A 24,387-nucleotide genomic window follows, 5' to 3' on the forward strand; every position below is an offset into this window, starting at 1 on the left:
TTCAAGAGTAAGAAAGATTATTCCCTCTATTCTAGACAAATCCCCCTCCGATTGACAGCATCGGTGACCAATCGCAAGGATTGGGCGAGCTATTTATGGCAGGGATGCAGATGACTTCTACAGAAATATGGTTGCGCCTGATATATACAGGCGATCTGTTCGGTGAGGGGATGCTCAGGGCGGCGCAAAGCCTGGCAAATAGCGCTGTGATTGATGCTGAGACGTTAACCTCAAGCGGCCTGACGGCAAAACAGGCCAGACGGTTTCTGGCCATGAGCTCGCGGGAAATTGAAGAGAGTTTGCTATGGCTTGAGCAGCCACAGCATCATCTTATTCTGGCCTGCGAGAAGCAATATCCTCCGCAGTTACGGGCGATTGCTGATTATCCTGGTGCGCTTTTTATTAAAGGGGATCCAGATGTGCTGGCGAGCCAGCAGATTGCTGTCGTTGGCAGTCGAGCACATTCATGGTACGGCGAGCGTTGGGGGACTCAGTTTTGTGAAGCTCTGGCACGGAGCGGTTTAACCATTACCAGTGGACTGGCGCTTGGGATCGACAGCGTTGCGCATCGCGCAGCGCTTAACGCGCAGGGTAAAACCGTTGGTGTATTGGGGCATGGCCTTTTTACCGTGTATCCACGGCGTCATATCTCCCTGGCTGCTGACATCGTTGCCAATGGTGGGGCGCTCGTCTCCGAATTTTCCCTCAAGACTACACCTAATCCGGGCAATTTCCCTCGACGTAATCGCATCATTAGTGGGCTTAGTCGTGGGGTGCTGGTTATTGAAGCTGCTTTACGCAGCGGCTCATTAGTGACTGCGCGCTGTGCGGTGGAACAGGGGCGTGAAGTTTTTGCGCTCCCCGGTCCGGTAGGAAATCCCGGCAGTGAGGGGCCGCACTGGTTGATACAGCAGGGCGCGCTCCTGGTTGTCTCGCCAGAAGAGATTCTGGAAAGTTTGCAATACGGGCTACATTGGTTGCAGCCAGGTAACGAAAATTCAATTTATTCGCCAGATCAAGAAGAGGTGGCATTGCCATTTCCCGAGCTCCTGGCTAACGTAGGAGATGAGGTAACACCTGTTGACGTCGTCGCTGAACGTGCCGGCCAACCTGTGCCAGTAACTGTGGCTCAGCTACTTGAACTGGAGTTAGCAGGGTGGATCGCAGCTGTACCCGGCGGCTATGTCCGATTAAGGAGGGCAAGCCATGTTCGACGTACTAATGTATTTGTTTGAGACTTACATCCATAACGAAGCTGAAATGCGGGTGGATCAGGACAAACTGGAACGGGACCTTACCGACGCTGGTTTTGATCGTGAAGATATCTATAACGCGCTTCTGTGGCTTGAAAAGCTGGCTGATTATCAGGAAGGCCTCGCCGAACCGATGCAGCTCGCTTCTGACCCGCTCTCGGTGCGTATTTATACGCCAGAAGAGTGTGAACGGCTGGATGCCAGTTGCCGGGGATTTTTATTATTCCTGGAGCAGATTCAGGTGCTAAACCTCGAAACACGTGAAATGGTGATTGAACGTGTGCTGGCGCTGGATACGGCAGAATTCGAACTGGAAGACCTTAAATGGGTCATTCTGATGGTTCTGTTTAACATTCCAGGGTGTGAAAACGCCTACCAGCAAATGGAAGAATTACTCTTTGAAGTGAATGAAGGTATGCTGCATTAATCATTTTTGCAGCTTCCAGAGTCCTTATGGCCAAATCAGCACTGTTTACGGTGCGTAACAACGAGCCCTGCCCACAGTGCGGGGCTGAACTCGTTATTCGTTCCGGCAAGCATGGTCCGTTTCTCGGATGTTCTCATTATCCGGAATGCGATTATGTTCGTCCGCTGAAAAGTCAGGCGGATGGACACGTCGTTAAAATTCTGGATGGACAAGACTGCCCCGTCTGTGGTGCCGTACTGGTACTGCGACAGGGGCGGTTTGGGATGTTCATTGGCTGTAGCCACTATCCTGAGTGTGAACATACCGAACAAATCGACAAACCCGATGACACCGCGATCACGTGTCCACAGTGTCAGACCGGGCACTTGATCCAGCGACGGTCGCGATTTGGCAAAACCTTCCATTCCTGCGATCGTTATCCCGATTGTCAGTTCGTCATCAATTTCAAACCCGTGGCAGGGGAGTGTCCAACATGCCACTACCCGCTACTGATTGAGAAAAAAACGGCGCAAGGCATCAGATGTTTCTGCGCCAGTAAACAATGTGGAAAGCCGGTAACGGCGGAACAGACTCGTGAAGAATAACCTGCATTTGGATCCCATTGCTGCTGCGGTGGCGGTCCTGAAAAATAAAAAAGTCATCGCATATCCCACAGAAGCGGTTTTCGGTGTTGGTTGTGACCCGGACAGTGAGATTGCCGTAAATCGTCTGCTTGAGTTGAAACAGCGCCCGGTCGAGAAAGGACTGATCCTGATCGCCGCCAGTTTCGAGCAGTTAAAGCCCTATATAGACGACAGCATGCTGAATGAGACTCAGCGGCAGGCTGTTTTCGCCTGCTGGCCAGGACCGGTAACATTCGTCTTTCCTGCCAAAGCTACCACGCCGCGCTGGCTGACCGGGCGTTTCGACTCTTTGGCTGTGCGCGTTACCGATCACCCGCTGGTTATCGCGCTGTGCGAGGCGTACGGCAAACCACTGGTATCAACCAGTGCAAACTTGACCGGTTTACCTCCTTGCAGAACGGATGACGAAGTACGCCAGCAATTTGGTGCCGACTTCCCTGTCGTGGAAGGGAAAACGGGTGGCCGCCAGAATCCTTCTGAAATTCGCGACGCCCTTACCGGTGAATTATTTCGTCAAGGTTAACGCTATGGAATCCTACGCTGTATTTGGTAACCCCGTCGCACACAGCAAATCGCCGTTTATTCACGCGCAATTTGCGGCTCAGTTAAAGATTGAACATCCTTATGGTCGCGTACTGGCGCCAGTGGATGATTTCGTCAATACGCTTGAGGCTTTCTTTATTGCGGGAGGAAAAGGCGCCAATATTACCGTGCCTTTTAAAGAAGAAGCTTTCAGTCGGGCAGATGAACTTACCGAACGCGCTGCGCTTGCGGGGGCGGTAAATACATTAAAGCGTCTTGATGATGGGCGCTTGCTGGGTGACAACACTGACGGGATCGGGTTATTGAGCGATCTGGAGCGCTTGTCATTTATCAAACCCGGCTTTCGCATCCTGCTAATTGGTGCGGGTGGCGCTGCACGAGGCGTACTGCTCCCACTGCTTTCGCTGGATTGCGCAGTGACAATAACCAACCGGACGTTGGCTCGAGCACAAGAACTGGCAACGCTTTTTGCTCATACCGGCAGCGTGAATGCGCTTGCGTTATCCGAGCTGGCAGGCCATGAATTCGACCTCATCATTAATGCTACCTCCAGTGGTATTGATGGAGGCGTGCCCGAGTTACCCGAATCTCTCATTCATGCAGAGCTTTTTTGCTACGACATGTTCTATCAAAAAGGCAGCACACCTTTCCTTGCCTGGTGCCAGCAAAATGGGGCGCAGCGATGCGCCGATGGTTTAGGGATGCTGGTGGGGCAAGCTGCGCATTCCGTGCTGTTATGGCATGGCGTATTGCCAGATATCGAATCTGTTATTAAACAGCTTCAGAGGGAACTGGCGGAATGAACCAGGCTATTCAATTTCCCGACAGGGAAGAGTGGAATGATGCCCAGCAGGCGGTGTGTTTTCCTGCCCTGGTTAATGGTTTACAACTTACCTGCATTATGCGTGCTGAGGTCCTGGCGGAACGTTTTGGAGGCGATTCGCCAGCGCTGTGGCTGGCGTTATTCCGGGAAAACCGCTGGGATCTGGAAGACGAGGCCGAACAGTTGATCCGTGAGCAGCAGGAAGACGAGCAGGGTTATATCTGGTTATCCTGAGCCAGATACTCATCCTTCCATTTCACGTAGTTGTTCGCCGAGTATTTTAACCCTGCGATCTCTTCTTCTTTTAGCGGGCGGATCTGTTTCACAGGGCTGCCAAGGTATAGGTAACCGCTCTCGAGGCGTTTATTTTGCGGAACCAGGCTGCCCGCGCCAATCATCACGTCATCCTCTATAACCGCGCCATCTAATAAAATGGACCCCATTCCGACCAGAACGCGGTTACCGATAATGCAGCCATGCAGCATGACTTTATGTCCCACCGTCACATCTTCGCCAATGATCAGCGGGTTACCTTCCGGGTTATAAGAAGACTTATGCGTAACGTGTAATACGCTACCGTCCTGGATATTACTGCGTGCCCCTATCTCTACATAGTTGACATCACCGCGGATAACGACCAGTGGCCAGATGCCGACATCATCAGCAATTCGTACATCGCCGATCACGACGCTGGTGGCATCGACCATCACTTTTTCACCGACTTGAGGATACAAATTTCTATAAGGACGTAAAACTGCGGACATAGCTACCTCATCAAAAACAGGTTGTGAAGTAGACTTTGGTGGCAATAACGGCCTTGTGCAAGCCTTTTACTTGTCATAATTCGAGCAGATCGTACGGGATCTCATCGAAAAGGGCGAAAAAACAACAATCAGTAAAAAAGATCGAAAAAAGGCTTGTGCAAAAAAATGGGATCCCTATAATGCGCCTCCGTTGAGACGACAATGTGAAACACTTCACGAGATGGTCGGAACAACGAAGAGAAAAATCCTGAAATAACGGGTTGACTCTGAAAGAGGAAAGCGTAATATACGCCACCTCGCAACGGTGAGCGAAAGCCGCGTTGCACTGCTCTTTAACAATTTATCAGACAATCTGTGTGGGCACTCAAAGTGACATGGATTCTTAATGTCTTCGGACACTAAATGAATACCAAGTCTCATAGAGTGAACACGTAATTCATTACGAAGTTTAATTCTACGAGCATCAAACTTTTAAATTGAAGAGTTTGATCATGGCTCAGATTGAACGCTGGCGGCAGGCCTAACACATGCAAGTCGAACGGTAGCACAGAGAGCTTGCTCTCGGGTGACGAGTGGCGGACGGGTGAGTAATGTCTGGGAAACTGCCCGATGGAGGGGGATAACTACTGGAAACGGTAGCTAATACCGCATAATGTCGCAAGACCAAAGAGGGGGACCTTCGGGCCTCTTGCCATCGGATGTGCCCAGATGGGATTAGCTTGTTGGTGAGGTAATGGCTCACCAAGGCGACGATCCCTAGCTGGTCTGAGAGGATGACCAGCCACACTGGAACTGAGACACGGTCCAGACTCCTACGGGAGGCAGCAGTGGGGAATATTGCACAATGGGCGCAAGCCTGATGCAGCCATGCCGCGTGTATGAAGAAGGCCTTCGGGTTGTAAAGTACTTTCAGCGGGGAGGAAGGCAATGCGGTTAATAACCGTGTTGATTGACGTTACCCGCAGAAGAAGCACCGGCTAACTCCGTGCCAGCAGCCGCGGTAATACGGAGGGTGCAAGCGTTAATCGGAATTACTGGGCGTAAAGCGCACGCAGGCGGTCTGTCAAGTCGGATGTGAAATCCCCGGGCTCAACCTGGGAACTGCATTCGAAACTGGCAGGCTTGAGTCTTGTAGAGGGGGGTAGAATTCCAGGTGTAGCGGTGAAATGCGTAGAGATCTGGAGGAATACCGGTGGCGAAGGCGGCCCCCTGGACAAAGACTGACGCTCAGGTGCGAAAGCGTGGGGAGCAAACAGGATTAGATACCCTGGTAGTCCACGCCGTAAACGATGTCGACTTGGAGGTTGTGCCCTTGAGGCGTGGCTTCCGGAGCTAACGCGTTAAGTCGACCGCCTGGGGAGTACGGCCGCAAGGTTAAAACTCAAATGAATTGACGGGGGCCCGCACAAGCGGTGGAGCATGTGGTTTAATTCGATGCAACGCGAAGAACCTTACCTGGTCTTGACATCCACGGAATTTGGCAGAGATGCCTTAGTGCCTTCGGGAACCGTGAGACAGGTGCTGCATGGCTGTCGTCAGCTCGTGTTGTGAAATGTTGGGTTAAGTCCCGCAACGAGCGCAACCCTTATCCTTTGTTGCCAGCGGTCCGGCCGGGAACTCAAAGGAGACTGCCAGTGATAAACTGGAGGAAGGTGGGGATGACGTCAAGTCATCATGGCCCTTACGACCAGGGCTACACACGTGCTACAATGGCATATACAAAGAGAAGCGACCTCGCGAGAGCAAGCGGACCTCATAAAGTATGTCGTAGTCCGGATTGGAGTCTGCAACTCGACTCCATGAAGTCGGAATCGCTAGTAATCGTGGATCAGAATGCCACGGTGAATACGTTCCCGGGCCTTGTACACACCGCCCGTCACACCATGGGAGTGGGTTGCAAAAGAAGTAGGTAGCTTAACCTTCGGGAGGGCGCTTACCACTTTGTGATTCATGACTGGGGTGAAGTCGTAACAAGGTAACCGTAGGGGAACCTGCGGTTGGATCACCTCCTTACCTTAAAGAACCTGCCTTTGTAGTGCTCACACAGATTGTCTGATGAAAAGTAAAAAGCAAGGCGTCTTGCGAGCGAGACTTAAGTGTCCCCTTCGTCTAGAGGCCCAGGACACCGCCCTTTCACGGCGGTAACAGGGGTTCGAATCCCCTAGGGGACGCCACTTGCGCGGTAATGTGTGAAAGGCGTTGCCACCGATATCTCAAAACTGACTTCCGAGTCATGTTTGAGATATTTGCTCTTTAAAAATCTGGATCAAGCTGAAAATTGAAACGACACACAGTGTCTGTTCTCCGTAATAAGAACAGATGACGGTGTGTTCGAGTCTCTCAAATTTTCGCGACACGATGATGTTTTACGAAACATCTTCGGGTTGTGAGGTTAAGCGACTAAGCGTACACGGTGGATGCCCTGGCAGTCAGAGGCGATGAAGGACGTGCTAATCTGCGAAAAGCGCCGGCGAGGTGATATGAACCTTTGACCCGGCGATGTCCGAATGGGGAAACCCAGTGCAATCCGTTGCACTATCATTAACTGAATCCATAGGTTAATGAGGCGAACCGGGGGAACTGAAACATCTAAGTACCCCGAGGAAAAGAAATCAACCGAGATTCCCCCAGTAGCGGCGAGCGAACGGGGAGCAGCCCAGAGCCTGAATCAGCTTGTGTGTTAGTGGAAGCGTCTGGAAAGTCGCGCGATACAGGGTGACAGCCCCGTACACGAAAGCACACAGGCTGTGAGCTCGATGAGTAGGGCGGGACACGTGGTATCCTGTCTGAATATGGGGGGACCATCCTCCAAGGCTAAATACTCCTGACTGACCGATAGTGAACCAGTACCGTGAGGGAAAGGCGAAAAGAACCCCGGCGAGGGGAGTGAAAAAGAACCTGAAACCGTGTACGTACAAGCAGTGGGAGCCTCTTGATGGGGTGACTGCGTACCTTTTGTATAATGGGTCAGCGACTTATATTCTGTAGCAAGGTTAACCGAATAGGGGAGCCGAAGGGAAACCGAGTCTTAACTGGGCGTTAAGTTGCAGGGTATAGACCCGAAACCCGGTGATCTAGCCATGGGCAGGTTGAAGGTTGGGTAACACTAACTGGAGGACCGAACCGACTAATGTTGAAAAATTAGCGGATGACTTGTGGCTGGGGGTGAAAGGCCAATCAAACCGGGAGATAGCTGGTTCTCCCCGAAAGCTATTTAGGTAGCGCCTCGTGAATTCATCTCCGGGGGTAGAGCACTGTTTCGGCTAGGGGGCCATCCCGGCTTACCAACCCGATGCAAACTACGAATACCGGAGAATGTTATCACGGGAGACACACGGCGGGTGCTAACGTCCGTCGTGAAGAGGGAAACAACCCAGACCGCCAGCTAAGGTCCCAAAGTCATGGTTAAGTGGGAAACGATGTGGGAAGGCACAGACAGCCAGGATGTTGGCTTAGAAGCAGCCATCATTTAAAGAAAGCGTAATAGCTCACTGGTCGAGTCGGCCTGCGCGGAAGATGTAACGGGGCTAAACCATGCACCGAAGCTGCGGCAGCGACACTTAAGTGTTGTTGGGTAGGGGAGCGTTCTGTAAGCCTGTGAAGGTGTGCTGTGAGGCATGCTGGAGGTATCAGAAGTGCGAATGCTGACATAAGTAACGATAAAGCGGGTGAAAAGCCCGCTCGCCGGAAGACCAAGGGTTCCTGTCCAACGTTAATCGGGGCAGGGTGAGTCGACCCCTAAGGCGAGGCCGAAAGGCGTAGTCGATGGGAAACAGGTTAATATTCCTGTACTTGGTGTTACTGCGAAGGGGGGACGGAGAAGGCTATGTTAGCCGGGCGACGGTTGTCCCGGTTTAAGCATGTAGGCTGGTTATCCAGGCAAATCCGGATAATCAAGGCTGAGGTGTGATGACGAGTCACTACGGTGATGAAGTAACAAATGCCCTGCTTCCAGGAAAAGCCTCTAAGCATCAGGTAACACGAAATCGTACCCCAAACCGACACAGGTGGTCAGGTAGAGAATACCAAGGCGCTTGAGAGAACTCGGGTGAAGGAACTAGGCAAAATGGTGCCGTAACTTCGGGAGAAGGCACGCTGATATGTAGGTGAAGCCCCTGCGGGCGGAGCTGAAATCAGTCGAAGATACCAGCTGGCTGCAACTGTTTATTAAAAACACAGCACTGTGCAAACACGAAAGTGGACGTATACGGTGTGACGCCTGCCCGGTGCCGGAAGGTTAATTGATGGGGTTATCCGTAAGGAGAAGCTCTTGATCGAAGCCCCGGTAAACGGCGGCCGTAACTATAACGGTCCTAAGGTAGCGAAATTCCTTGTCGGGTAAGTTCCGACCTGCACGAATGGCGTAATGATGGCCAGGCTGTCTCCACCCGAGACTCAGTGAAATTGAACTCGCTGTGAAGATGCAGTGTACCCGCGGCAAGACGGAAAGACCCCGTGAACCTTTACTATAGCTTGACACTGAACATTGAGCCTTGATGTGTAGGATAGGTGGGAGGCTTGGAAGCGTGGACGCCAGTCTGCGTGGAGCCAACCTTGAAATACCACCCTTTAATGTTTGATGTTCTAACGTGGACCCGTAATCCGGGTTGCGGACAGTGTCTGGTGGGTAGTTTGACTGGGGCGGTCTCCTCCCAAAGAGTAACGGAGGAGCACGAAGGTTGGCTAATCCTGGTCGGACATCAGGAGGTTAGTGCAATGGCATAAGCCAGCTTGACTGCGAGCGTGACGGCGCGAGCAGGTGCGAAAGCAGGTCATAGTGATCCGGTGGTTCTGAATGGAAGGGCCATCGCTCAACGGATAAAAGGTACTCCGGGGATAACAGGCTGATACCGCCCAAGAGTTCATATCGACGGCGGTGTTTGGCACCTCGATGTCGGCTCATCACATCCTGGGGCTGAAGTAGGTCCCAAGGGTATGGCTGTTCGCCATTTAAAGTGGTACGCGAGCTGGGTTTAGAACGTCGTGAGACAGTTCGGTCCCTATCTGCCGTGGGCGCTGGAGAATTGAGGGGGGCTGCTCCTAGTACGAGAGGACCGGAGTGGACGCATCACTGGTGTTCGGGTTGTCATGCCAATGGCACTGCCCGGTAGCTACATGCGGAAGAGATAAGTGCTGAAAGCATCTAAGCACGAAACTTGCCCCGAGATGAGTTCTCCCTTGTCCTTAAGGACACTAAAGGAACGTTGAAGACGACGACGTTGATAGGCCGGGTGTGTAAGCGCAGCGATGCGTTGAGCTAACCGGTACTAATGAACCGTGAGGCTTAACCTTACAACGCCGAAGATGTTTTGGCGGATTGAGAGAATTTTCAGCTTAGATACAGATTTTCGGGAACGAAAGATTTTACGCTGAGGCAAGGCGGCAAATGAAGGAAAGGAAGGAGCATACATGAGTATGTGACTGACTTTGCGAATGCAGCCAACGCAGCCACAGTGAAAAAGATTCGTTTCCGGTAACAGAATTTGCCTGGCGGCTTTAGCGCGGTGGTCCCACCTGACCCCATGCCGAACTCAGAAGTGAAACGCCGTAGCGCCGATGGTAGTGTGGGGTCTCCCCATGTGAGAGTAGGGAACTGCCAGGCATCAAATTAAGCGTGCTGATATGGCTCAGTTGGTAGAGCGCACCCTTGGTAAGGGTGAGGTCCCCAGTTCGACTCTGGGTATCAGCACCAGTTTTAAGGTTAAAGTTCGGCGCTTAGAAAGAATTTGTCTGGCGGCTTTAGCGCGGTGGTCCCACCTGACCCCATGCCGAACTCAGAAGTGAAACGCCGTAGCGCCGATGGTAGTGTGGGGTCTCCCCATGTGAGAGTAGGGAACTGCCAGACATCAATTAAAACAAAAGGCCCAGTCGAAAGACTGGGCCTTTTGTTTTTGATATAGGTTTATCAGCGCGTTTGCAGCTTCTTTTCCAGTACAACCGGCGGGAACTGACTCAATAAAAAAGGCCATCCGCAGGGATGGCCTTTTGCATTTCTATAACAACTATCAGTGGATAACCTGAGACAGAAAAGCTCGGGTGCGTTCGGACTTAGGATTAGCGAAAAACTCCTGCGGCGGCGCCTGCTCAACGATTTCACCACGATCCATAAAGATCACCCGGTCAGCAACGGTACGTGCAAAGCCCATTTCGTGAGTCACACACAGCATTGTCATTCCCGATTCAGCAAGACCAATCATAGTATCCAGCACTTCTTTCACCATCTCAGGGTCAAGCGCAGAGGTTGGTTCATCAAAGAGCATAATTTTCGGTTTCATACAGAGTGAGCGGGCGATAGCCACACGCTGCTGCTGTCCACCAGAAATTTGCCCCGGGAATTTATGGGCGTGCTCAGCAATACGGACGCGCTCTAAATAATGCATGGCCAGCGCTTCGGCTTCCTTCTTCGGCATCTTCCGCACCCAGATCGGTGCCAGCGTACAGTTCTGTAATACCGTCAGATGCGGGAAAAGGTTGAAGTGCTGAAATACCATCCCCACTTCCTGGCGAACCTTCTCGATATTACGAATATCTTCGTTTAATTCGATGCCATCCACTACGATACGACCCTGCTGATGCTCTTCCAGATGATTAATGCAACGAATAGTCGTGGATTTCCCTGAGCCGGAAGGGCCGCACAGAACGATGCGTTCCCCTTGCTTTACCTTAAGGTTAATATCTTTAAGTACGTGAAATTGCCCGTACCATTTATTCACATCTTCGAGCGTAATCATCGCATCGGCAGGTTGCATAGTAATTTGACTCATAATTTCCTCAATGCGCTGAACGCCCGGTATGGAAGCGCTTCTCCAGATGTTGGCTATAGCGCGACATGCTAAAACAGAAAATCCAGTAAACTAACGCGGCAAATACATAACCTTCGGTCGACATACCGAGCCAGGCGGGGTCAACCGTTGCCTGCTGGACGCTACTGAAAAGATCGAACAGGCCGATGATGATAACGAGGCTGGTATCTTTAAACAGCGCGATAATGGTATTCACCAGACCCGGAATAACCAGTTTCAGTGCCTGCGGTAAAATCACCAGCCCTTGTGTTTTCCAGTATCCCAGCGCCAGTGACTCGGCAGCTTCGTATTGCCCTTTTGGCAGAGCCTGCAAGCCGCCACGCACGACTTCGGCGACGTAGGCGGACTGAAACAGAATCACCCCGACCAGCGCACGGATCAGCTTATCGATACTTGTGCCTTCCGCCATAAACAGCGGCAGCATGACCGAGGACATGAACAGTACAGTGATCAGCGGTACGCCACGCCAGAACTCGATAAAAATCACTGACAATACCCGCACGACCGGCATTTTTGAGCGACGCCCGAGCGCCAGCAATATGCCCAGAGGCAAAGCGCCAGCGATACCCACAGAGGCGATGATCAACGTCAGCGTTAACCCGCCCCACTGGCGCGTTTCCACGCGATCGAGTCCCAAAAAACCACCGTACATCAGCCACCACACCACGAGCGGATAGGCCACAGCCCAGCAAGCGATATAGCGACCACGGCTCGGTAGCTTTTTCCAGAACATCGGTGCAATAGAAAGGAGTCCGACAATCAGGGCGAGGTTAATGCGCCAGCGTTGCTCATGCGGATAGAGGCCATACATGAACTGACCAAAACGCTCATGAATAAACACCCAGCACGCACCCGCTTTGGTACAGTCTGCGCGCGTTGATCCTATCCAGTTCGCCTGAAAAAGAGCCCAGTTCAGCAACGGTGGAATCAATTCCCACATCAGCCACAGGCAGAAGAGCGTCAGCAGTGCGTTCAACCAGCTTGAAAATAAATTTTTCTTTATCCACAGCACAATACCGCTGCTTCCTGCACGGGTCTGGCGCGTAGATTGAGACAGAATAGCTTTTGTCATCAGATGTCCTTAGCGCTCAATTAATGCGATGCGGCGGTTATAGATATTCATAAGCAACGAAATCGACAGACTGATAATCAGGTAAACCGACATGGTAATCGCGATCGTTTCGATGGCCTGGCCTGTCTGGTTCAACACCGTACCGGCGAATAACGACACCATATCCGGATAACCAATCGCGGCCGCCAGAGACGAGTTTTTTGCAATATTTAAATACTGGCTGGTCAGCGGTGGAATAATGACACGCAGTGCCTGCGGAATGATGACCTGACGCAACGTCACCGGGTTGGGCAAGCCAAGCGAACGTGCCGCTTCATGTTGACCGTAGGGGACAGATTGAATGCCTGAGCGGATAATCTCAGCAATGAATGCCGAGGTGTAAACCGACAGTGCAATCGTTAGTGCCGCCAGTTCCGGAATTAACACCATACCGCCCTGGAAGTTGAAACCGCGCAAGTGCGGGATGTCCCAGTGAAGCGCCGCGCCAAATACCCAATGAGCCAGCAATGGGAGCACAATAATCAACCCCAGTGCCGTTGGCCATGTGCGGCGCAATTGTCCGGTTTTAATCTGGTGAGCTTTGTTAAAGCGGTACAGACCGATGCTGATGGCCAGTGCGATAACAATCGTGCCAATAAACGCCCATAGCCCTTCCCCCAGTTGGGGTGATGGGATATAGAGCCCCCTGTTACTGAGGAACAGCAAATCCATAGCGCCAATAGCCTGACGTGGGCCAGGTAAATTACGCAATACGGCGAAATACCAGAAGAAGATTTGCAGCAGCGGGGGAATATTACGGAATGTCTCGATATAAATCGTAGAGAGCTTACGCAACAGCCAGTTTTCTGAAAGACGGCAAAGCCCCAGAAAGAAGCCGATAAATGACGCGAAAACAATACACAGCGCTGATACCAGCAAGGTATTGAGCAGGCCAACGAAGAAGACGCGGCCATAAGTGTCACCCTGTTCGTAGTCGATAAGGTGCTGAACAATGCCAAATCCGGCAGCACGATCAAGAAATGCAAAACCAGAAGTAATACCGCGGCTGTTCAGGTTAGTAACGGTATTGTGTATCAAATAGATCGCGATGCCGACAACAGCAAGAATAGCGATAATTTGAAACAGCCAGGCACGAACCGCAGGGTTTGAAAAGGAGAGTGATCCTTTAACGGTTGGGCGGCGTTGGGACATAAGAAAACCTCGGTAACCATGACTCTGGAGAGGGCGCCGCATAGGCAGCGCCCGTTACAGCACTTACGTCTTAACGTACTGGCGGAGCGTATTGAATACCGCCGTTGTTCCAGAGATTATTCTGGCCGCGTTTGATTTTCAGCGCACTGTCAGCACCGACGTTACGCTCGAAGATTTCAGAGTAGTTGCCCACTTTCTTAATGATGTTGTAGGCCCATTTGTTGTCGAGTTTCAGGTCTTTACCAAAATCACCTTCGGTACCCAGCAGGTGCGCCATGTCTGGCGTTGCTGGTTTAGCCGCTTTCTCGTCAACGTTTTTCGAGTTGATGCCCATTTCTTCTGCGTTCAGCATGGCAAACAGGGTCCATCGAACGATGGAGAACCAATCTTCATCACCGCGACGAACGACCGGGCCCAGCGGCTCTTTGGAGATCACTTCCGGCAGGACGATCCATTCAGCCGGATTGCTCAGCTTGATACGCAGTGCGTACAACTGAGACTGGTCAGATGCCAGCGTATCGCAACGGCCTGACTCCAGCGCTTTTGCGGATTCATCAGAGCGGTCAAAGGTCACCGGCGTGTATTTCATATTGTTGGATTTAAAGTAATCCGCCACGTTGAGCTCGGTATCGGTACCCGCCTGAATACATACGGTTGCGCCGTCCAGCTCTTTGGCGCTTTTCAGGCCAGCTTTGTTATGGGTCAGGAAGCCGATACCGTCGTAATAGGTTACGCCAGTAAAGGACATCCCCATACCGGCGTCGCGTGAAGAGGTCCAGGTTGTGTTACGGGAAAGGATGTCTACCTCGCCGGATTGCAGTGCGGTGAAACGCTCTTTTGCGGTCAGCGGGGTGTATTTTACTTTCGTGTCATCGCCAAATACGGCGGCGGCAACGCCACGGCAAACATCTACATCAATACCGGTGAATTTACCGTTAGCATCCGCGTAAGAGAAGCCAGGAAGACCGTCACTGATACCGCACTGTACGAAGCCTTTCTTCTTAACGGCATCCAGAGTTGTGCCAGCATGGGCTTGATTTGCAACGGCAAACAGCACGCCGGCAGCTGCCAGGCTGGCAATCATCATCTTTTTCATAATGCATCCTGTGTGGCGAAAAATTATCGTTATATGAAGGCGTCCGGGAAACGCCTTAAACCTGTCTGTGGCTTTGGCCATACTCTTTAAAGCAAAGGTAGTGCCAGTTTTTGCGAACGCGGAAAAATGCGAGCCGCGAGCACAATATGGAGAGTGTAGACAGGAAAAAATAACCTCAACGCCCTGCTATGGTGCAAAATTCCAACCTGCGCCACAAAACAGAGCAAAAAACTTTCACTTAGCCGATTCTGCTAACAAATAAGTTTCAGGGGGTAATATAAGCAAGAAAGCTAAACGCATTACTTTGTGAAACGCGTCACGAGCAGAGATGAAATAATTTAAAATGTGGTGGGAAATCAGGCAGGAGTGGAGAATTATTTAAATGAGTTGCTCATTTTTGATGCTAAAAATTTACGCCGATAAAAAGAAATGCACTGTAATAAAGCAAAGCGCGGCATAACCGCGCTTTGGATAAATTACTTAGTTAACGCGACGATACCCAGCGTTAAGCCTGCCAGAGCCGCAGCCCCTCCCGCAATCGCACCTGCGGTTTCCCAGTTGTCCTGAGTCGTTCCTTTTACACAGGTATTGGTATGGACCAGACGCCCTTGATCATCATACGTAGGGACGCAAGGTGAGTCGTGCGCACAACCTGCCAGGGTAGCGGTAAGCAGAACAACGGAAATTAATCTTTTCATGATGTTACCTCTAAATAGTCCCGATCCCCGGTATCAAATAACGACACCAGCGCAGAATCGATACGCTATTTTAACATCGCGAAGATTAAGAATGCCCCGTTCAATAATCTCAAAGTATGAGCAGTGTAAACATCGTGAAGAGAATAACGATATTTCATCGAATAATGCAGAAAAAATGAAGGGGATGAAGAGAGTATGCAGGGGAATAAGGAAATATAAAAATTTAAAGTTCGTTATCTATTGTGAGCCAATGATTTTAATAAAAATAATGGAAATGGCAATAACAAGGTAGGTTAAAAACGCCGACTGGCTAATAGATAAAAGGGTGCAAAATTAACCCCCCCTTTTATCTACTCTATTGATATTTAACAAACAGGTTCCTGTTGGCATAATGTATTTCCCTGAGCGCTGATAACCTCAGGCGTGACCGGGCGACCTAACAGATAACCTTGTAGCGTATTGCACCCCAGCTCAGTCAAAAAGGCCTGCTGTTCTGTGGTTTCAACCCCTTCCGCCACCACTTTCAGATTTAACGTTTTCGCCAGCGCGATGATAGCCGAGACGATGGTTGCATCGTCGCCATCACTGTTGAGTTCTCTGACAAAAGCGCGATCAATTTTCAGTTCACACGCGGGAAGTCGCTTAAGATAAAGCAAGCTGGAATAGCCCGTACCAAAGTCATCAATGGATGCCTGAACGCCTGCATCGGTAAGTTCCGTCAAGACGCGAACGCTCTCGTCAGGGTTCGTCATCGCTGTGGTCTCGGTGACCTCAAGTATTAGCGTGTCAGGTGGCACCTCATGCTTTTGCAGGCTATCCATGATGGTCTGAACCAGCGACGGTTGTTCAAATTGCAGTGTTGATAAGTTGACTGCTACCGACCAGCCAATATTACCCTGCGCACGCCATTCGCTTAACTGGCGGCATGCTTCATCAATGACCCAGTTTCCGAGCGGGACAATTAGGCCCGTCTTCTCGGCTAACGGTAAAAAGACATCCGGAGAGAGCATCCCTCGTTTTGGATGCTGCCAGCGGAGCAGGGCTTCAAAGCCAATGATTGGTCCGGCTGGCGCCTGGAATTTCGGTTGATAAACCAGGCGGAACTCTTTACGTTCCATTGCCAGCCACAGGTCGTTCATCAGTTGTAACTGCGTCTGCGCCAGGGTATTCATGGACGGCTGGAAGAAGTGATAGCCGTTTCGCCCCATATGCTTGGTGTGATACATCGCCGCGTCGGCGTTAAACATCAGCTCGCGCTCATTTTTACCATCGTGCGGATAGAGTGCGATGCCCACGCTCAGGGTGACCATCATGTCATACGGGTCGATATTAAACGGCTTGTCGATAACGCGCACCAGCGAGCCTGCAAGCGTCGCTGCTTCATCCGGGGCACTTACCTCTGTCAGCAGGACGAATTCGTCACCCCCCATACGAGCCAGCGTAAATTGCCCTTTGAGTTGCTGCTTGAGACGATCAGCCACTGCAACCAGCAATTTATCGCCCACGTCGTGCCCATAGGCGTCGTTAACGGTTTTAAAGCCGTCCAGGTCCATAAACATCAGCGCGAAGAAAGAACCTTCACGTCTGGCTTTATTTATCGCCTGATCCAGACGGTCTTCCAGCAGCACGCGGTTAGGCAGGCGCGTTAGGGTATCGTGTAGCGCCAGTTGGGCCAGCTCGCGGTTCGCTTCTGCCAGTGACGAGGCCAACTGAGATGTCCGCGCCTGCAGGCGTGCATCCAGCATGGAAACGAGTAGAGTGATGCCGAGGATGGAAAATGCCACGACGCTTACCAGCACTGCCAGCCAGTTGCCGTTAACGCCATGGTGACTCATTGGCTCCTGGTTTGGGAATCGCGCGGCCATCATGCCGCTGTAGTGCATACCGGCAATAGCGATCCCCATCAGGATGGCCGCGCCAAAGCGCATTAAGGCCACCTGAGCGGCTTCATGACGAAGACGGAACGTCAGCCATAGCGCGGCAAAAGAAGCGGTTAATGCAATGATGACCGAGATGGCGACCCAGAACATATCCCAGACAATGGCGGGCTCCACTTTCAGCGCTGCCATGCCGGTATAGTGCATGGCAACGATCCCCATCCCCATCACAAAGGAACCGGGGAGAAGATGCAGCATGGTCAGTTCATTACCGCTGACTAACCAGAGTGCGAACAATGAGGCGCCGATGGCAATGAGCATGGAGATCGCCGTCAATAACGGGTCATAGCTCAGGTGCATTGAGATATCCATCGCCAGCATGCCGATAAAATGCATGGCCCAGATACCAATGCCCATTGCTACACCGCCGCCGGTCAACCACACCCATGATGAAGACCCTGAGCTGGTGGACACACGACCTGCCATATTTAGCGCAGTATAGGAAGCCAGAATGGCAACAATAAAAGAAACAACAACCAGGATTTGGTCGTATTGGCTAACCAGCATGATGTCATCAACTCATTCACAAAAGTATTATGCGTAACTACACTTGAGAAGACAAAAAAGGTGGTGACATTATCATTGCAAGTGGATGACTCAAAACGGTTTCTCTGCTTGCACGAAGCAAGAGGCCGGGCGGGAAAACAGCTAATTTAAATCAGCACAGTTCACCAGCTTGAGAGGATTGACGGAATCCATGTTTCGGCATTTATCTACCTCTGTTGTCAGGAATTCGATCCACTGCATGATCAATGCATCCAGCAACAGGACAGAAAGGGCAAAAATAACCAGCCAAAAATACTTTCGAATCATCCCGCATATCCTTTTCGTGCAACCATTCGTTGGGAATATACACGAAAATGTTATCGGCAGGCGTTGAGGAAAGATAAGTTTTTTGGCGGAATTCCAGCGAAAAAAAAGCGCGTCCCCATGCCGGTCCGCGCCTTTTAACAAGCAGTCTCTGATAACTATCAGTTCATGCCGTATTTTTTCAGTTTCTTACGCAGCGTACCACGGTTGATACCCATCATCAGGGCAGCGCGGGTTTGATTGCCGCGGGTGTATTGCATCACCATGTCCAACAGTGGCTGTTCAACTTCAGCCAGTACCAGCTCATACAGATCATTAACATCCTGACCATTCAGTTGAGCAAAATAGTTCTTCAGTGCCTGTTTAACCGAGTCACGCAGGGGCTTTTGAGTTACCTGATCCTGAGAGTTAACGGTAGAAACGGTCAGTACGTCAGAATTTACGCGTTGTTCGAACATAGTTCTGTCAGCTCTTTATTTCATTACGCAAGATTTTCGAAGTATGCCTCCAACGCCTCCAGCTGTTCGCTGGCGTCCTCTATGGCGTTGAATGTGCGCCGAAACTGGTCATTTGGAGCGTGCTCCTGGAGATACCAGGAGACGTGTTTACGTGCAATTCGGTACCCTTTTGCCTGACCATAAAAGTCATGCAATTCCCGAACATGCGCGCAAAGCAAGCGCTTTACCTCTGCCAAAGGCAGTGGGGCGAGCAGCTCCCCAGTGTCCAGATAATGCTGGATTTCCCGAAAGATCCAGGGTCTTCCCTGAGCTGCACGTCCTATCATCAGGGCATCAGCCCCCGTATAGTCGAGTACAGCTCTGGCTTTAAGCGGGTCAGTGATGTCACCATTCGCGATAATCGGAATGGAAACCTTCTGCTTAACTGCCCGAATACTGTCGTACTCAGCGTCTCCATTGAACAAACAGGCGCGGGTGCGTCCATGAATGGTCAGAGCCTGAATGCCACAGTCTTCAGCCAGTTGGGCAATTTCTACGCAGTTACGGTGTTCCGGAGCCCAGCCAGTGCGAGTCTTAAGCGTGACGGGCACATCCACTGCTTTCACTACCGCGTTCAGGATAGACTTCACCAGATCCGGGTATTGCAGCAGGGCAGAGCCCGCAAGCTTGCGATTCACTTTCTTTGCCGGGCAGCCCATATTGATATCAATAATCTGGGCGCCGCTTTCCACGTTGATACGTGCGGCTTCCGCCATTTCTTCCGGGTCACTACCGGCAATTTGCACGGTACGAATACCGGGCTCATCGATATGCACCATCCGCAGCCTTGATTTGTCACTCTCCCAAACCTGAGGGTTGGAGGACATCATCTCGGATACCGTTAATCCGGCTCCCATCTCGTAACACAACGTCCGAAACGGTCTGTCAGTAATGCCAGCCATTGGCGCTGCGATCAGTCGATTTCTGAGCTGGTGGTGTCCGATGCGCATGAGTTAAGAAATGACCATACTGTGACTGCAAGGCGGCGTATATTACGCATTTTTCGCACGAGATGAAAGGCCAAACTTTGACCAATCCACTGTCGCAGATCAATGAATCACAGCGAAAGGCGATAGGTGAAAATATTAATGATTTAAAATCATTGAGTTATATTAAAATGGCGAATTTGTGAACAAATATAAATTCGTCAAACTTCTCTGTTTTTCTTCACCATAACCCTGATTCAGCGGCATATCTTGCTGTTTTAATCGTCAAAAAAGAGGGTGAAAATGAGATCAGACTCCCATTTTCACCCTATGGAGCATTATGTTGCTGAATGCTTCGTGGCCTTATTGCCTGGTCGACGACTTACTTTTTCTGGCCGGTGATGCGGCACCATTCTTCTTTTTCCACCACAGCGTCGAGTGCGAAGGTATCGCGATAGGCTTCACAGACACTTTCAGCCTGGCTGGCGAGAATGCCGGAAAGGCCGAGCAGGCCGCCTGAGATCGGCAGTACGCTGATAAGCGGGGCAAGCTCACGCAAAGGGCCTGCCAGAATGTTGGCGACCACCACGTCCGCCTGCATCGCGTCAGGCTGGTCTTGCGGCAGATACAGTTCCAGGCGCTCAGAAACGCCGTTACGCTCGGCATTGTCGCGGCTGGCCTGAATCGCCTGCGGGTCGATATCGATACCGATCGCCTTTGCCGCCCCCAGTTTCAGCGCGGCAATCGCCAGAATGCCGGAGCCGCAGCCAAAGTCGATCACTGTTTTACCCGCTAAATCCAGACCATCAAGCCACTGTAGACATAATGAGGTGGTTGGGTGCGTGCCGGTACCGAACGCCAGGCCCGGATCGAGCATCACATTTACCGCGTTTTTGTCCGGCACATCGCGCCAGCTCGGGCAGATCCACAGACGTTCACCAAAGCGCATCGGATGGAAGTTGTCCATCCACTCGCGCTCCCAGTCTTTATCTTCGAGCTGTTCAATTTTATGTGCGAAACCCGCACCAAGCAGCGGATGTTGCTCAAGCATCGCCACAACCTCTTTCATGTCGGTTTCGGCATCGAACAGGCCAATAACGTCGGTATCACCCCACAGGCGCGTCTCGCCCGGCAGCGGCTCAAAGACCGGCGTGTCATGCGTGTCCTGAAAGGTAATGGAGACCGAGCCGGCCTCCATCAGCGCGTCGCTCAGGTCTTCGGCGTTAGCGCCAGTTGTATTCAGTTTTAGTTGGATCCACGGCATGGCAAAACTCTTTATTTATCAGTAGAAATCGTAGCGGGTTGTGAAACAGGCTGACCGAAACGGTTGCCGACCACAAACGCCAGTAAACTTAACAGTAACGAAGGCACAATCGGATGGAAGCCCAGGTACTGGATCTTAAACGTAGCAAGCACGGCATACAGCACGCCGCCGACGATCATGGCGCTCAGCGCGCCTGCCGCGTTTGCACGTTCCCAGTAAAGTCCCAGCACCAGCGGCCACAGGAATACGGCCTCCAGCCCACCAAACGCCAGCAGGTTCAGCCAGATGATCATCTCCGGCGGTCGCCAGGCGGCAAGCAGCAGCAGAGCGCCTAACATCAGGGTAATGACTGCCGACATTCGTTTCAGGCGCGTCTCGTTTTTTAGCTGCTCCGGGCGGAGGTTGAGGTAGAGATCTTTAATGATCGTAGCGGAACTTTGCAGCAACTGGGCGTTGATCGTCGACATGATCGCTGCCATCGGCGCTGCCAGGAAGATCCCGGCGGCAAACGGCGGCAGCACTTTAACCATTAACGTGGGGATCACCAAATCCGGTACGGTCAGGTCAGGGATCACCGCGCGGCCCAGCGCGCCAGCCAGATGCATGCCGAACATCAGGATCGCCACCACAATCGTGCCGATGATAATTCCGCGATGCACCGCTTTGCTATCTTTATAGGAGATGCAGCGTACCGCCGTGTGCGGTAAACCGATCACGCCAAAACAGACCAGCACCCAGAATGAGGTCATAAAGGTTGGCGACAGAATATCGTTGGCCCCTTGCGGCGTGACCAGTTTCGGATCGATAGTCTGCAATGTCTCCACCGCATGACCTAAACCACCCGCCGCATGCACCACGCCCACCAATAGGACGATGGTGCCAATCAGCATCACCATGCCCTGCATTGTGTCGTTCAGTACGCTTGCGCGAAAACCGCCAAACGCGGTATACAGCGCAATGCTGATGCCAAAAATCAGCAGACCGGTTTCGTAAGGGATGCCCGCTGCGGTTTCCAGCAAACGTGCGCCGCCAATAAACTGCACGGTCATTGCGCCGATGAACGCCACCAGCAGGCTCAGGCTTGCCAGCCAGACCAGCAGACGACTCTGGTAGCGGGCGAACAGCATATCGTTGAGCGTCACTGCATTGTAGCGCCGCGCCAGAATGGCGAATTTCTTGCCAAGAATACCCAGCGAAAGCCAGACAGCGGGCAACTGGATCATCGCCAGCAACACCCAACCCAGTCCGTATTTATAGGCAGCGCCTGGGCCGCCGATAAAGGAACTGGCGCTGATGTAGGTCGCGGTTAACGTCATTGCCAGTACTATGCCGCCCATTGAACGGCTGCCGAGAAAATACTCGTTCAGAAAGGTGCCGGTAGTCCTTTTGCGCATGGCGTATACAGACAGACCAAACACCACTAACAGATAAGCGACAAGGGGAAGAATGACTTCAGGCTGCATCATCGTCCTCCAGGGGAATATCGCGATAAATAAACTTCACCATCGCCCAGCACAGCAGAATAAAAACCAGCGGCGTTAACAGGCAGGCCATTTCAAACCAGTGAGGTAATCCGGTAAACCCGACCGTTGAATCTGGTAAGTAAGCAGTCACCAACCATGCGGCGAGGTAGAGGAGGGTCAGCCACAGCGCCCAGCGCGCTTCTTTGTGGGCCTGAACAAAACGTTTGTCCATTTTGTGTCCCATGTGGATAAAGAAAGCGGGGATTGTACCTTATGGATAGTCAGCGATCCCCTGAAATAAAAAAGGCCGGAAAATCCGGCCTTTTACATGACAAGTCACCCAGTCTTACTTTTCGTTCAGACCGAGTTTCTTCTCCAGATAGTGGATGTTGGTACCACCCTGCTGGAATTTTTCATCGCTCATGATGCGCATCTGCAGATCCACGTTGGTTTTGATACCGTCAATGATCAGCTCCTGCAACGCATTTTTCATACGCGCAATTGCCACATCACGGTTCTCACCAAAGCAAATCAGCTTGCCGATCATTGAGTCATAGTACGGCGGTACGGTGTAACCGGCGTAGATATGTGATTCCCAGCGCACGCCAAAACCGCCTGGCGCATGGAAACGGGTAATTTTACCCGGGCTCGGCAGGAAGGTATTCGGATCTTCGGCGTTGATACGGCACTCTACCGCATGGCCTTTTACCACAACTTCTTCCTGTTTGATGGACAGTGGCTGACCGGCAGCGATACGCAGCTGCTCTTTGATCAGGTCCACGCCAGTGATCATTTCGGTCACCGGATGTTCCACCTGGATACGGGTGTTCATTTCGATGAAATAGAACTCGCCATTTTCGAACAGGAACTCAAACGTACCTGCTCCACGGTAACCGATATCCACACAGGCTTTGGAGCAACGCTCACCGATATAGCGGCGCAGTTCCGGAGTAATGCCCGGAGCCGGTGCTTCTTCGACAACTTTCTGGTGACGACGCTGCATGGAGCAGTCACGTTCAGCCAGATAAATGGCGTTACCCTGGCCATCAGCCAGTACCTGGATCTCGATATGACGAGGATTTTCCAGGTATTTTTCCATGTACACCATGTCATTGTTGAACGCCGCTTTGGCCTCAGCTTTGGTCATGGCAATGGACTGTGCCAGTTCAGCGTCACCGCGAACGACACGCATACCGCGACCGCCGCCGCCGCCGGACGCCTTGATGATAACCGGATAGCCAATGCGTTTGGCATGCGCGCGGTTGACATCCATATCGTCGCCCAGCGGGCCGTCGGAGCCCGGTACGGTCGGTACGCCCGCTTTCTTCATCGCGGTAATGGCAGACACTTTGTCGCCCATCAGGCGAATAGTGTCGGCTTTCGGGCCGATGAAGATAAAGCCGGACTGCTCAACCTGCTCGGCAAAGTTGGCGTTCTCTGAAAGGAAACCATAACCGGGGTGAATCGCCACCGCGCCAGTGATTTCCGCCGCGCTGATGATAGCCGGGATGTTCAGGTAGCTTTTTACGGACGGAGCCGGGCCAATACAGACCGTCTCATCCGCCAGGAGTACGTGTTTTAAATCGCGGTCCGCAGTCGAATGCACGGCGACAGTCTTGATACCCAGTTCTTTACAGGCACGAAGAATACGCAGTGCAATCTCGCCGCGGTTGGCGATGACAATTTTATCCAGCATGTGCGCCTCGTTATTCGATGACGACCAGCGGCTCGTCAAACTCTACCGGCTGGCCACTTTCAACCAGAATGGCTTTCACTACGCCCGCTTTGTCGGCTTCGATCTGGTTCATCATTTTCATGGCTTCAACGATGCACAGGGTATCGCCGACATTGACTTTCTGGCCGACTTCACAGAACGCTTTAGCGTCCGGGCTCGGCGTGCGGTAGAAGGTCCCGACCATCGGGGAACGTACGATGTGACCACTGATTTGCGCAGCCGCAGGTTCTGCTGCCGTAGCCGGAGCTGCGGGAGCGACTGCGCCAGAAAGCGCAGGGGCTGACTGCTGCATAACCGGAGCCGCATAAGCTTGCTGCATCACCGGGAAGCCCGTGTTCACCGGTGCGCGGCTGATGCGTACAGACTCTTCGCCTTCAGAAATTTCCAGTTCAGCGATGCCTGATTCTTCAACCAGTTCGATCAGTTTTTTAATCTTACGAATATCCATGAGTGGGTTCCGTA

The 24,387-nt window shown here is 51.9% G+C and carries 21 protein-coding genes, 2 tRNA genes and 4 rRNA genes; 12 read left to right on the top strand and 15 right to left on the bottom strand.

Features of this window, described 5'->3' with window-relative positions; genetic code table 11:
- Positions 1-110 precede the first annotated feature (110 nt).
- Genes dprA through MRY16398_RS02520 form a run of 6 tightly spaced genes read left to right on the top strand, consistent with a single transcriptional unit; the run spans position 111 to position 3,903 of the window.
- On the top strand, positions 111-1,235 hold the full coding sequence (gene dprA, locus MRY16398_RS02495) for a DNA-protecting protein DprA (RefSeq protein ID WP_125123799.1): 1,125 nt from the start codon (positions 111-113) through the stop codon (positions 1,233-1,235).
- Positions 1,207-1,680, top strand: coding sequence for a DUF494 family protein Smg (gene smg, locus MRY16398_RS02500; protein WP_039076830.1), 474 nt, complete (start codon positions 1,207-1,209; stop codon positions 1,678-1,680). Before dprA ends, smg begins: the two co-directional genes overlap by 29 nt.
- Positions 1,681-1,706: 26 nt before the next feature.
- A complete protein-coding gene (locus MRY16398_RS02505) occupies positions 1,707-2,264 on the top strand; it encodes a DNA topoisomerase family protein (RefSeq protein WP_107224658.1) in 558 nt (185 codons plus the stop codon).
- Positions 2,254-2,826 carry an L-threonylcarbamoyladenylate synthase type 1 TsaC gene (gene tsaC / locus MRY16398_RS02510; protein ID WP_039076832.1) on the top strand — a complete coding sequence of 191 codons (573 nt, stop codon included), beginning with the start codon at positions 2,254-2,256 and terminating at the stop codon, positions 2,824-2,826. The genes MRY16398_RS02505 and tsaC overlap by 11 nt, the downstream gene beginning before the upstream one ends.
- 4 nt (positions 2,827-2,830) lie before the next feature.
- Positions 2,831-3,649: a shikimate dehydrogenase gene (gene aroE / locus MRY16398_RS02515; RefSeq protein ID WP_107224659.1), complete on the top strand. Its 819-nt coding sequence runs from the start codon at positions 2,831-2,833 to the stop codon at positions 3,647-3,649.
- A complete protein-coding gene (locus tag MRY16398_RS02520; RefSeq protein ID WP_071193701.1) occupies positions 3,646-3,903 on the top strand; it encodes a DUF1488 family protein in 258 nt (85 codons plus the stop codon). Before aroE ends, MRY16398_RS02520 begins: the two co-directional genes overlap by 4 nt.
- Here MRY16398_RS02520 and MRY16398_RS02525 read toward each other — a convergent pair.
- The gene (locus tag MRY16398_RS02525) at positions 3,885-4,433 is read right to left on the bottom strand and encodes a gamma carbonic anhydrase family protein (protein ID WP_039076835.1); all 549 of its coding nucleotides are present in this window, start codon (positions 4,431-4,433) and stop codon (positions 3,885-3,887) included. The two genes, MRY16398_RS02520 and MRY16398_RS02525, sit on opposite strands and share 19 nt — an antisense overlap.
- Before the next feature lie 473 nt (positions 4,434-4,906).
- Between MRY16398_RS02525 and MRY16398_RS02530 the strand changes: the two genes are divergently transcribed.
- From MRY16398_RS02530 to rrf (MRY16398_RS02555), 6 genes are all read left to right on the top strand, one after another.
- Positions 4,907-6,446: ribosomal RNA gene (locus MRY16398_RS02530) — 16S ribosomal RNA — on the top strand.
- Between the two features lie 85 nt (positions 6,447-6,531).
- Positions 6,532-6,607 (top strand) — tRNA-Glu (locus MRY16398_RS02535).
- 216 nt (positions 6,608-6,823) lie between these two features.
- Positions 6,824-9,725, top strand: a 23S ribosomal RNA gene (locus tag MRY16398_RS02540).
- A 194-nt stretch (positions 9,726-9,919) separates the two neighbouring features.
- Positions 9,920-10,035 (top strand): 5S ribosomal RNA (gene rrf, locus MRY16398_RS02545).
- Positions 10,036-10,049: 14 nt separating this feature from the next.
- A tRNA-Thr gene (locus MRY16398_RS02550) sits at positions 10,050-10,125 on the top strand.
- Positions 10,126-10,162: 37 nt separating this feature from the next.
- Positions 10,163-10,278, top strand: a 5S ribosomal RNA gene (rrf, locus tag MRY16398_RS02555).
- The 16S, 23S and 5S rRNA genes sit together here with 2 tRNA genes alongside, the layout of an rRNA operon.
- 160 nt (positions 10,279-10,438) lie before the next feature.
- On the opposite strand, the gene MRY16398_RS02560 is transcribed toward rrf (MRY16398_RS02555), so the two are convergent.
- The 14 genes from MRY16398_RS02560 to accB form a co-directional block, all read right to left on the bottom strand.
- A complete protein-coding gene (locus tag MRY16398_RS02560; RefSeq protein ID WP_039077391.1) occupies positions 10,439-11,197 on the bottom strand; it encodes an amino acid ABC transporter ATP-binding protein in 759 nt (252 codons plus the stop codon).
- 7 nt (positions 11,198-11,204) lie between these two features.
- Positions 11,205-12,308, bottom strand: a complete 1,104-nt coding sequence (locus tag MRY16398_RS02565; protein ID WP_071194400.1) for an amino acid ABC transporter permease — start codon at positions 12,306-12,308, stop codon at positions 11,205-11,207.
- Between the two features lie 9 nt (positions 12,309-12,317).
- The gene (locus MRY16398_RS02570) at positions 12,318-13,499 is read right to left on the bottom strand and encodes an amino acid ABC transporter permease (protein ID WP_039077393.1); all 1,182 of its coding nucleotides are present in this window, start codon (positions 13,497-13,499) and stop codon (positions 12,318-12,320) included.
- Between the two features lie 70 nt (positions 13,500-13,569).
- On the bottom strand, positions 13,570-14,595 hold the full coding sequence (locus MRY16398_RS02575) for an amino acid ABC transporter substrate-binding protein (RefSeq protein ID WP_039077394.1): 1,026 nt from the start codon (positions 14,593-14,595) through the stop codon (positions 13,570-13,572).
- Between the two features lie 476 nt (positions 14,596-15,071).
- Positions 15,072-15,293: a putative periplasmic lipoprotein gene (locus MRY16398_RS02580; protein ID WP_039077395.1), complete on the bottom strand. Its 222-nt coding sequence runs from the start codon at positions 15,291-15,293 to the stop codon at positions 15,072-15,074.
- A 365-nt stretch (positions 15,294-15,658) separates the two neighbouring features.
- Positions 15,659-17,737 carry a putative bifunctional diguanylate cyclase/phosphodiesterase gene (locus MRY16398_RS02585; RefSeq protein ID WP_039077397.1) on the bottom strand — a complete coding sequence of 693 codons (2,079 nt, stop codon included), beginning with the start codon at positions 17,735-17,737 and terminating at the stop codon, positions 15,659-15,661.
- A gap of 141 nt (positions 17,738-17,878) precedes the next feature.
- Positions 17,879-18,043 (bottom strand): DUF2556 family protein, encoded by a 165-nt coding sequence (locus tag MRY16398_RS02590; protein WP_039077398.1) that lies wholly within the window; start codon positions 18,041-18,043, stop codon positions 17,879-17,881.
- Between the two features lie 158 nt (positions 18,044-18,201).
- Complete coding sequence (gene fis, locus MRY16398_RS02595; RefSeq protein ID WP_000462905.1) at positions 18,202-18,498, bottom strand: DNA-binding transcriptional regulator Fis; 297 nt, start codon at positions 18,496-18,498, stop codon at positions 18,202-18,204.
- Positions 18,499-18,521: 23 nt separating this feature from the next.
- On the bottom strand, positions 18,522-19,487 hold the full coding sequence (gene dusB / locus MRY16398_RS02600) for a tRNA dihydrouridine synthase DusB (protein WP_039077399.1): 966 nt from the start codon (positions 19,485-19,487) through the stop codon (positions 18,522-18,524).
- Between the two features lie 358 nt (positions 19,488-19,845).
- Complete coding sequence (prmA, locus tag MRY16398_RS02605; protein ID WP_071194412.1) at positions 19,846-20,727, bottom strand: 50S ribosomal protein L11 methyltransferase; 882 nt, start codon at positions 20,725-20,727, stop codon at positions 19,846-19,848.
- 11 nt (positions 20,728-20,738) lie between these two features.
- Positions 20,739-22,190 (bottom strand): sodium/pantothenate symporter, encoded by a 1,452-nt coding sequence (gene panF / locus MRY16398_RS02610; protein ID WP_125125623.1) that lies wholly within the window; start codon positions 22,188-22,190, stop codon positions 20,739-20,741.
- Complete coding sequence (locus MRY16398_RS02615) at positions 22,180-22,422, bottom strand: YhdT family protein (RefSeq protein ID WP_071194414.1); 243 nt, start codon at positions 22,420-22,422, stop codon at positions 22,180-22,182. Before MRY16398_RS02615 ends, panF begins: the two co-directional genes overlap by 11 nt.
- 114 nt (positions 22,423-22,536) lie before the next feature.
- Positions 22,537-23,886, bottom strand: coding sequence for an acetyl-CoA carboxylase biotin carboxylase subunit (accC, locus tag MRY16398_RS02620; protein WP_039077403.1), 1,350 nt, complete (start codon positions 23,884-23,886; stop codon positions 22,537-22,539).
- Between the two features lie 10 nt (positions 23,887-23,896).
- Positions 23,897-24,373 carry an acetyl-CoA carboxylase biotin carboxyl carrier protein gene (gene accB / locus MRY16398_RS02625; RefSeq protein WP_125123800.1) on the bottom strand — a complete coding sequence of 159 codons (477 nt, stop codon included), beginning with the start codon at positions 24,371-24,373 and terminating at the stop codon, positions 23,897-23,899.
- Between the last annotated feature and the right edge of the window lie 14 nt (positions 24,374-24,387).

It is taken from the genome of Phytobacter sp. MRY16-398, from assembly GCF_003925915.1.
Lineage (GTDB): Bacteria > Pseudomonadota > Gammaproteobacteria > Enterobacterales > Enterobacteriaceae > Phytobacter > Phytobacter diazotrophicus.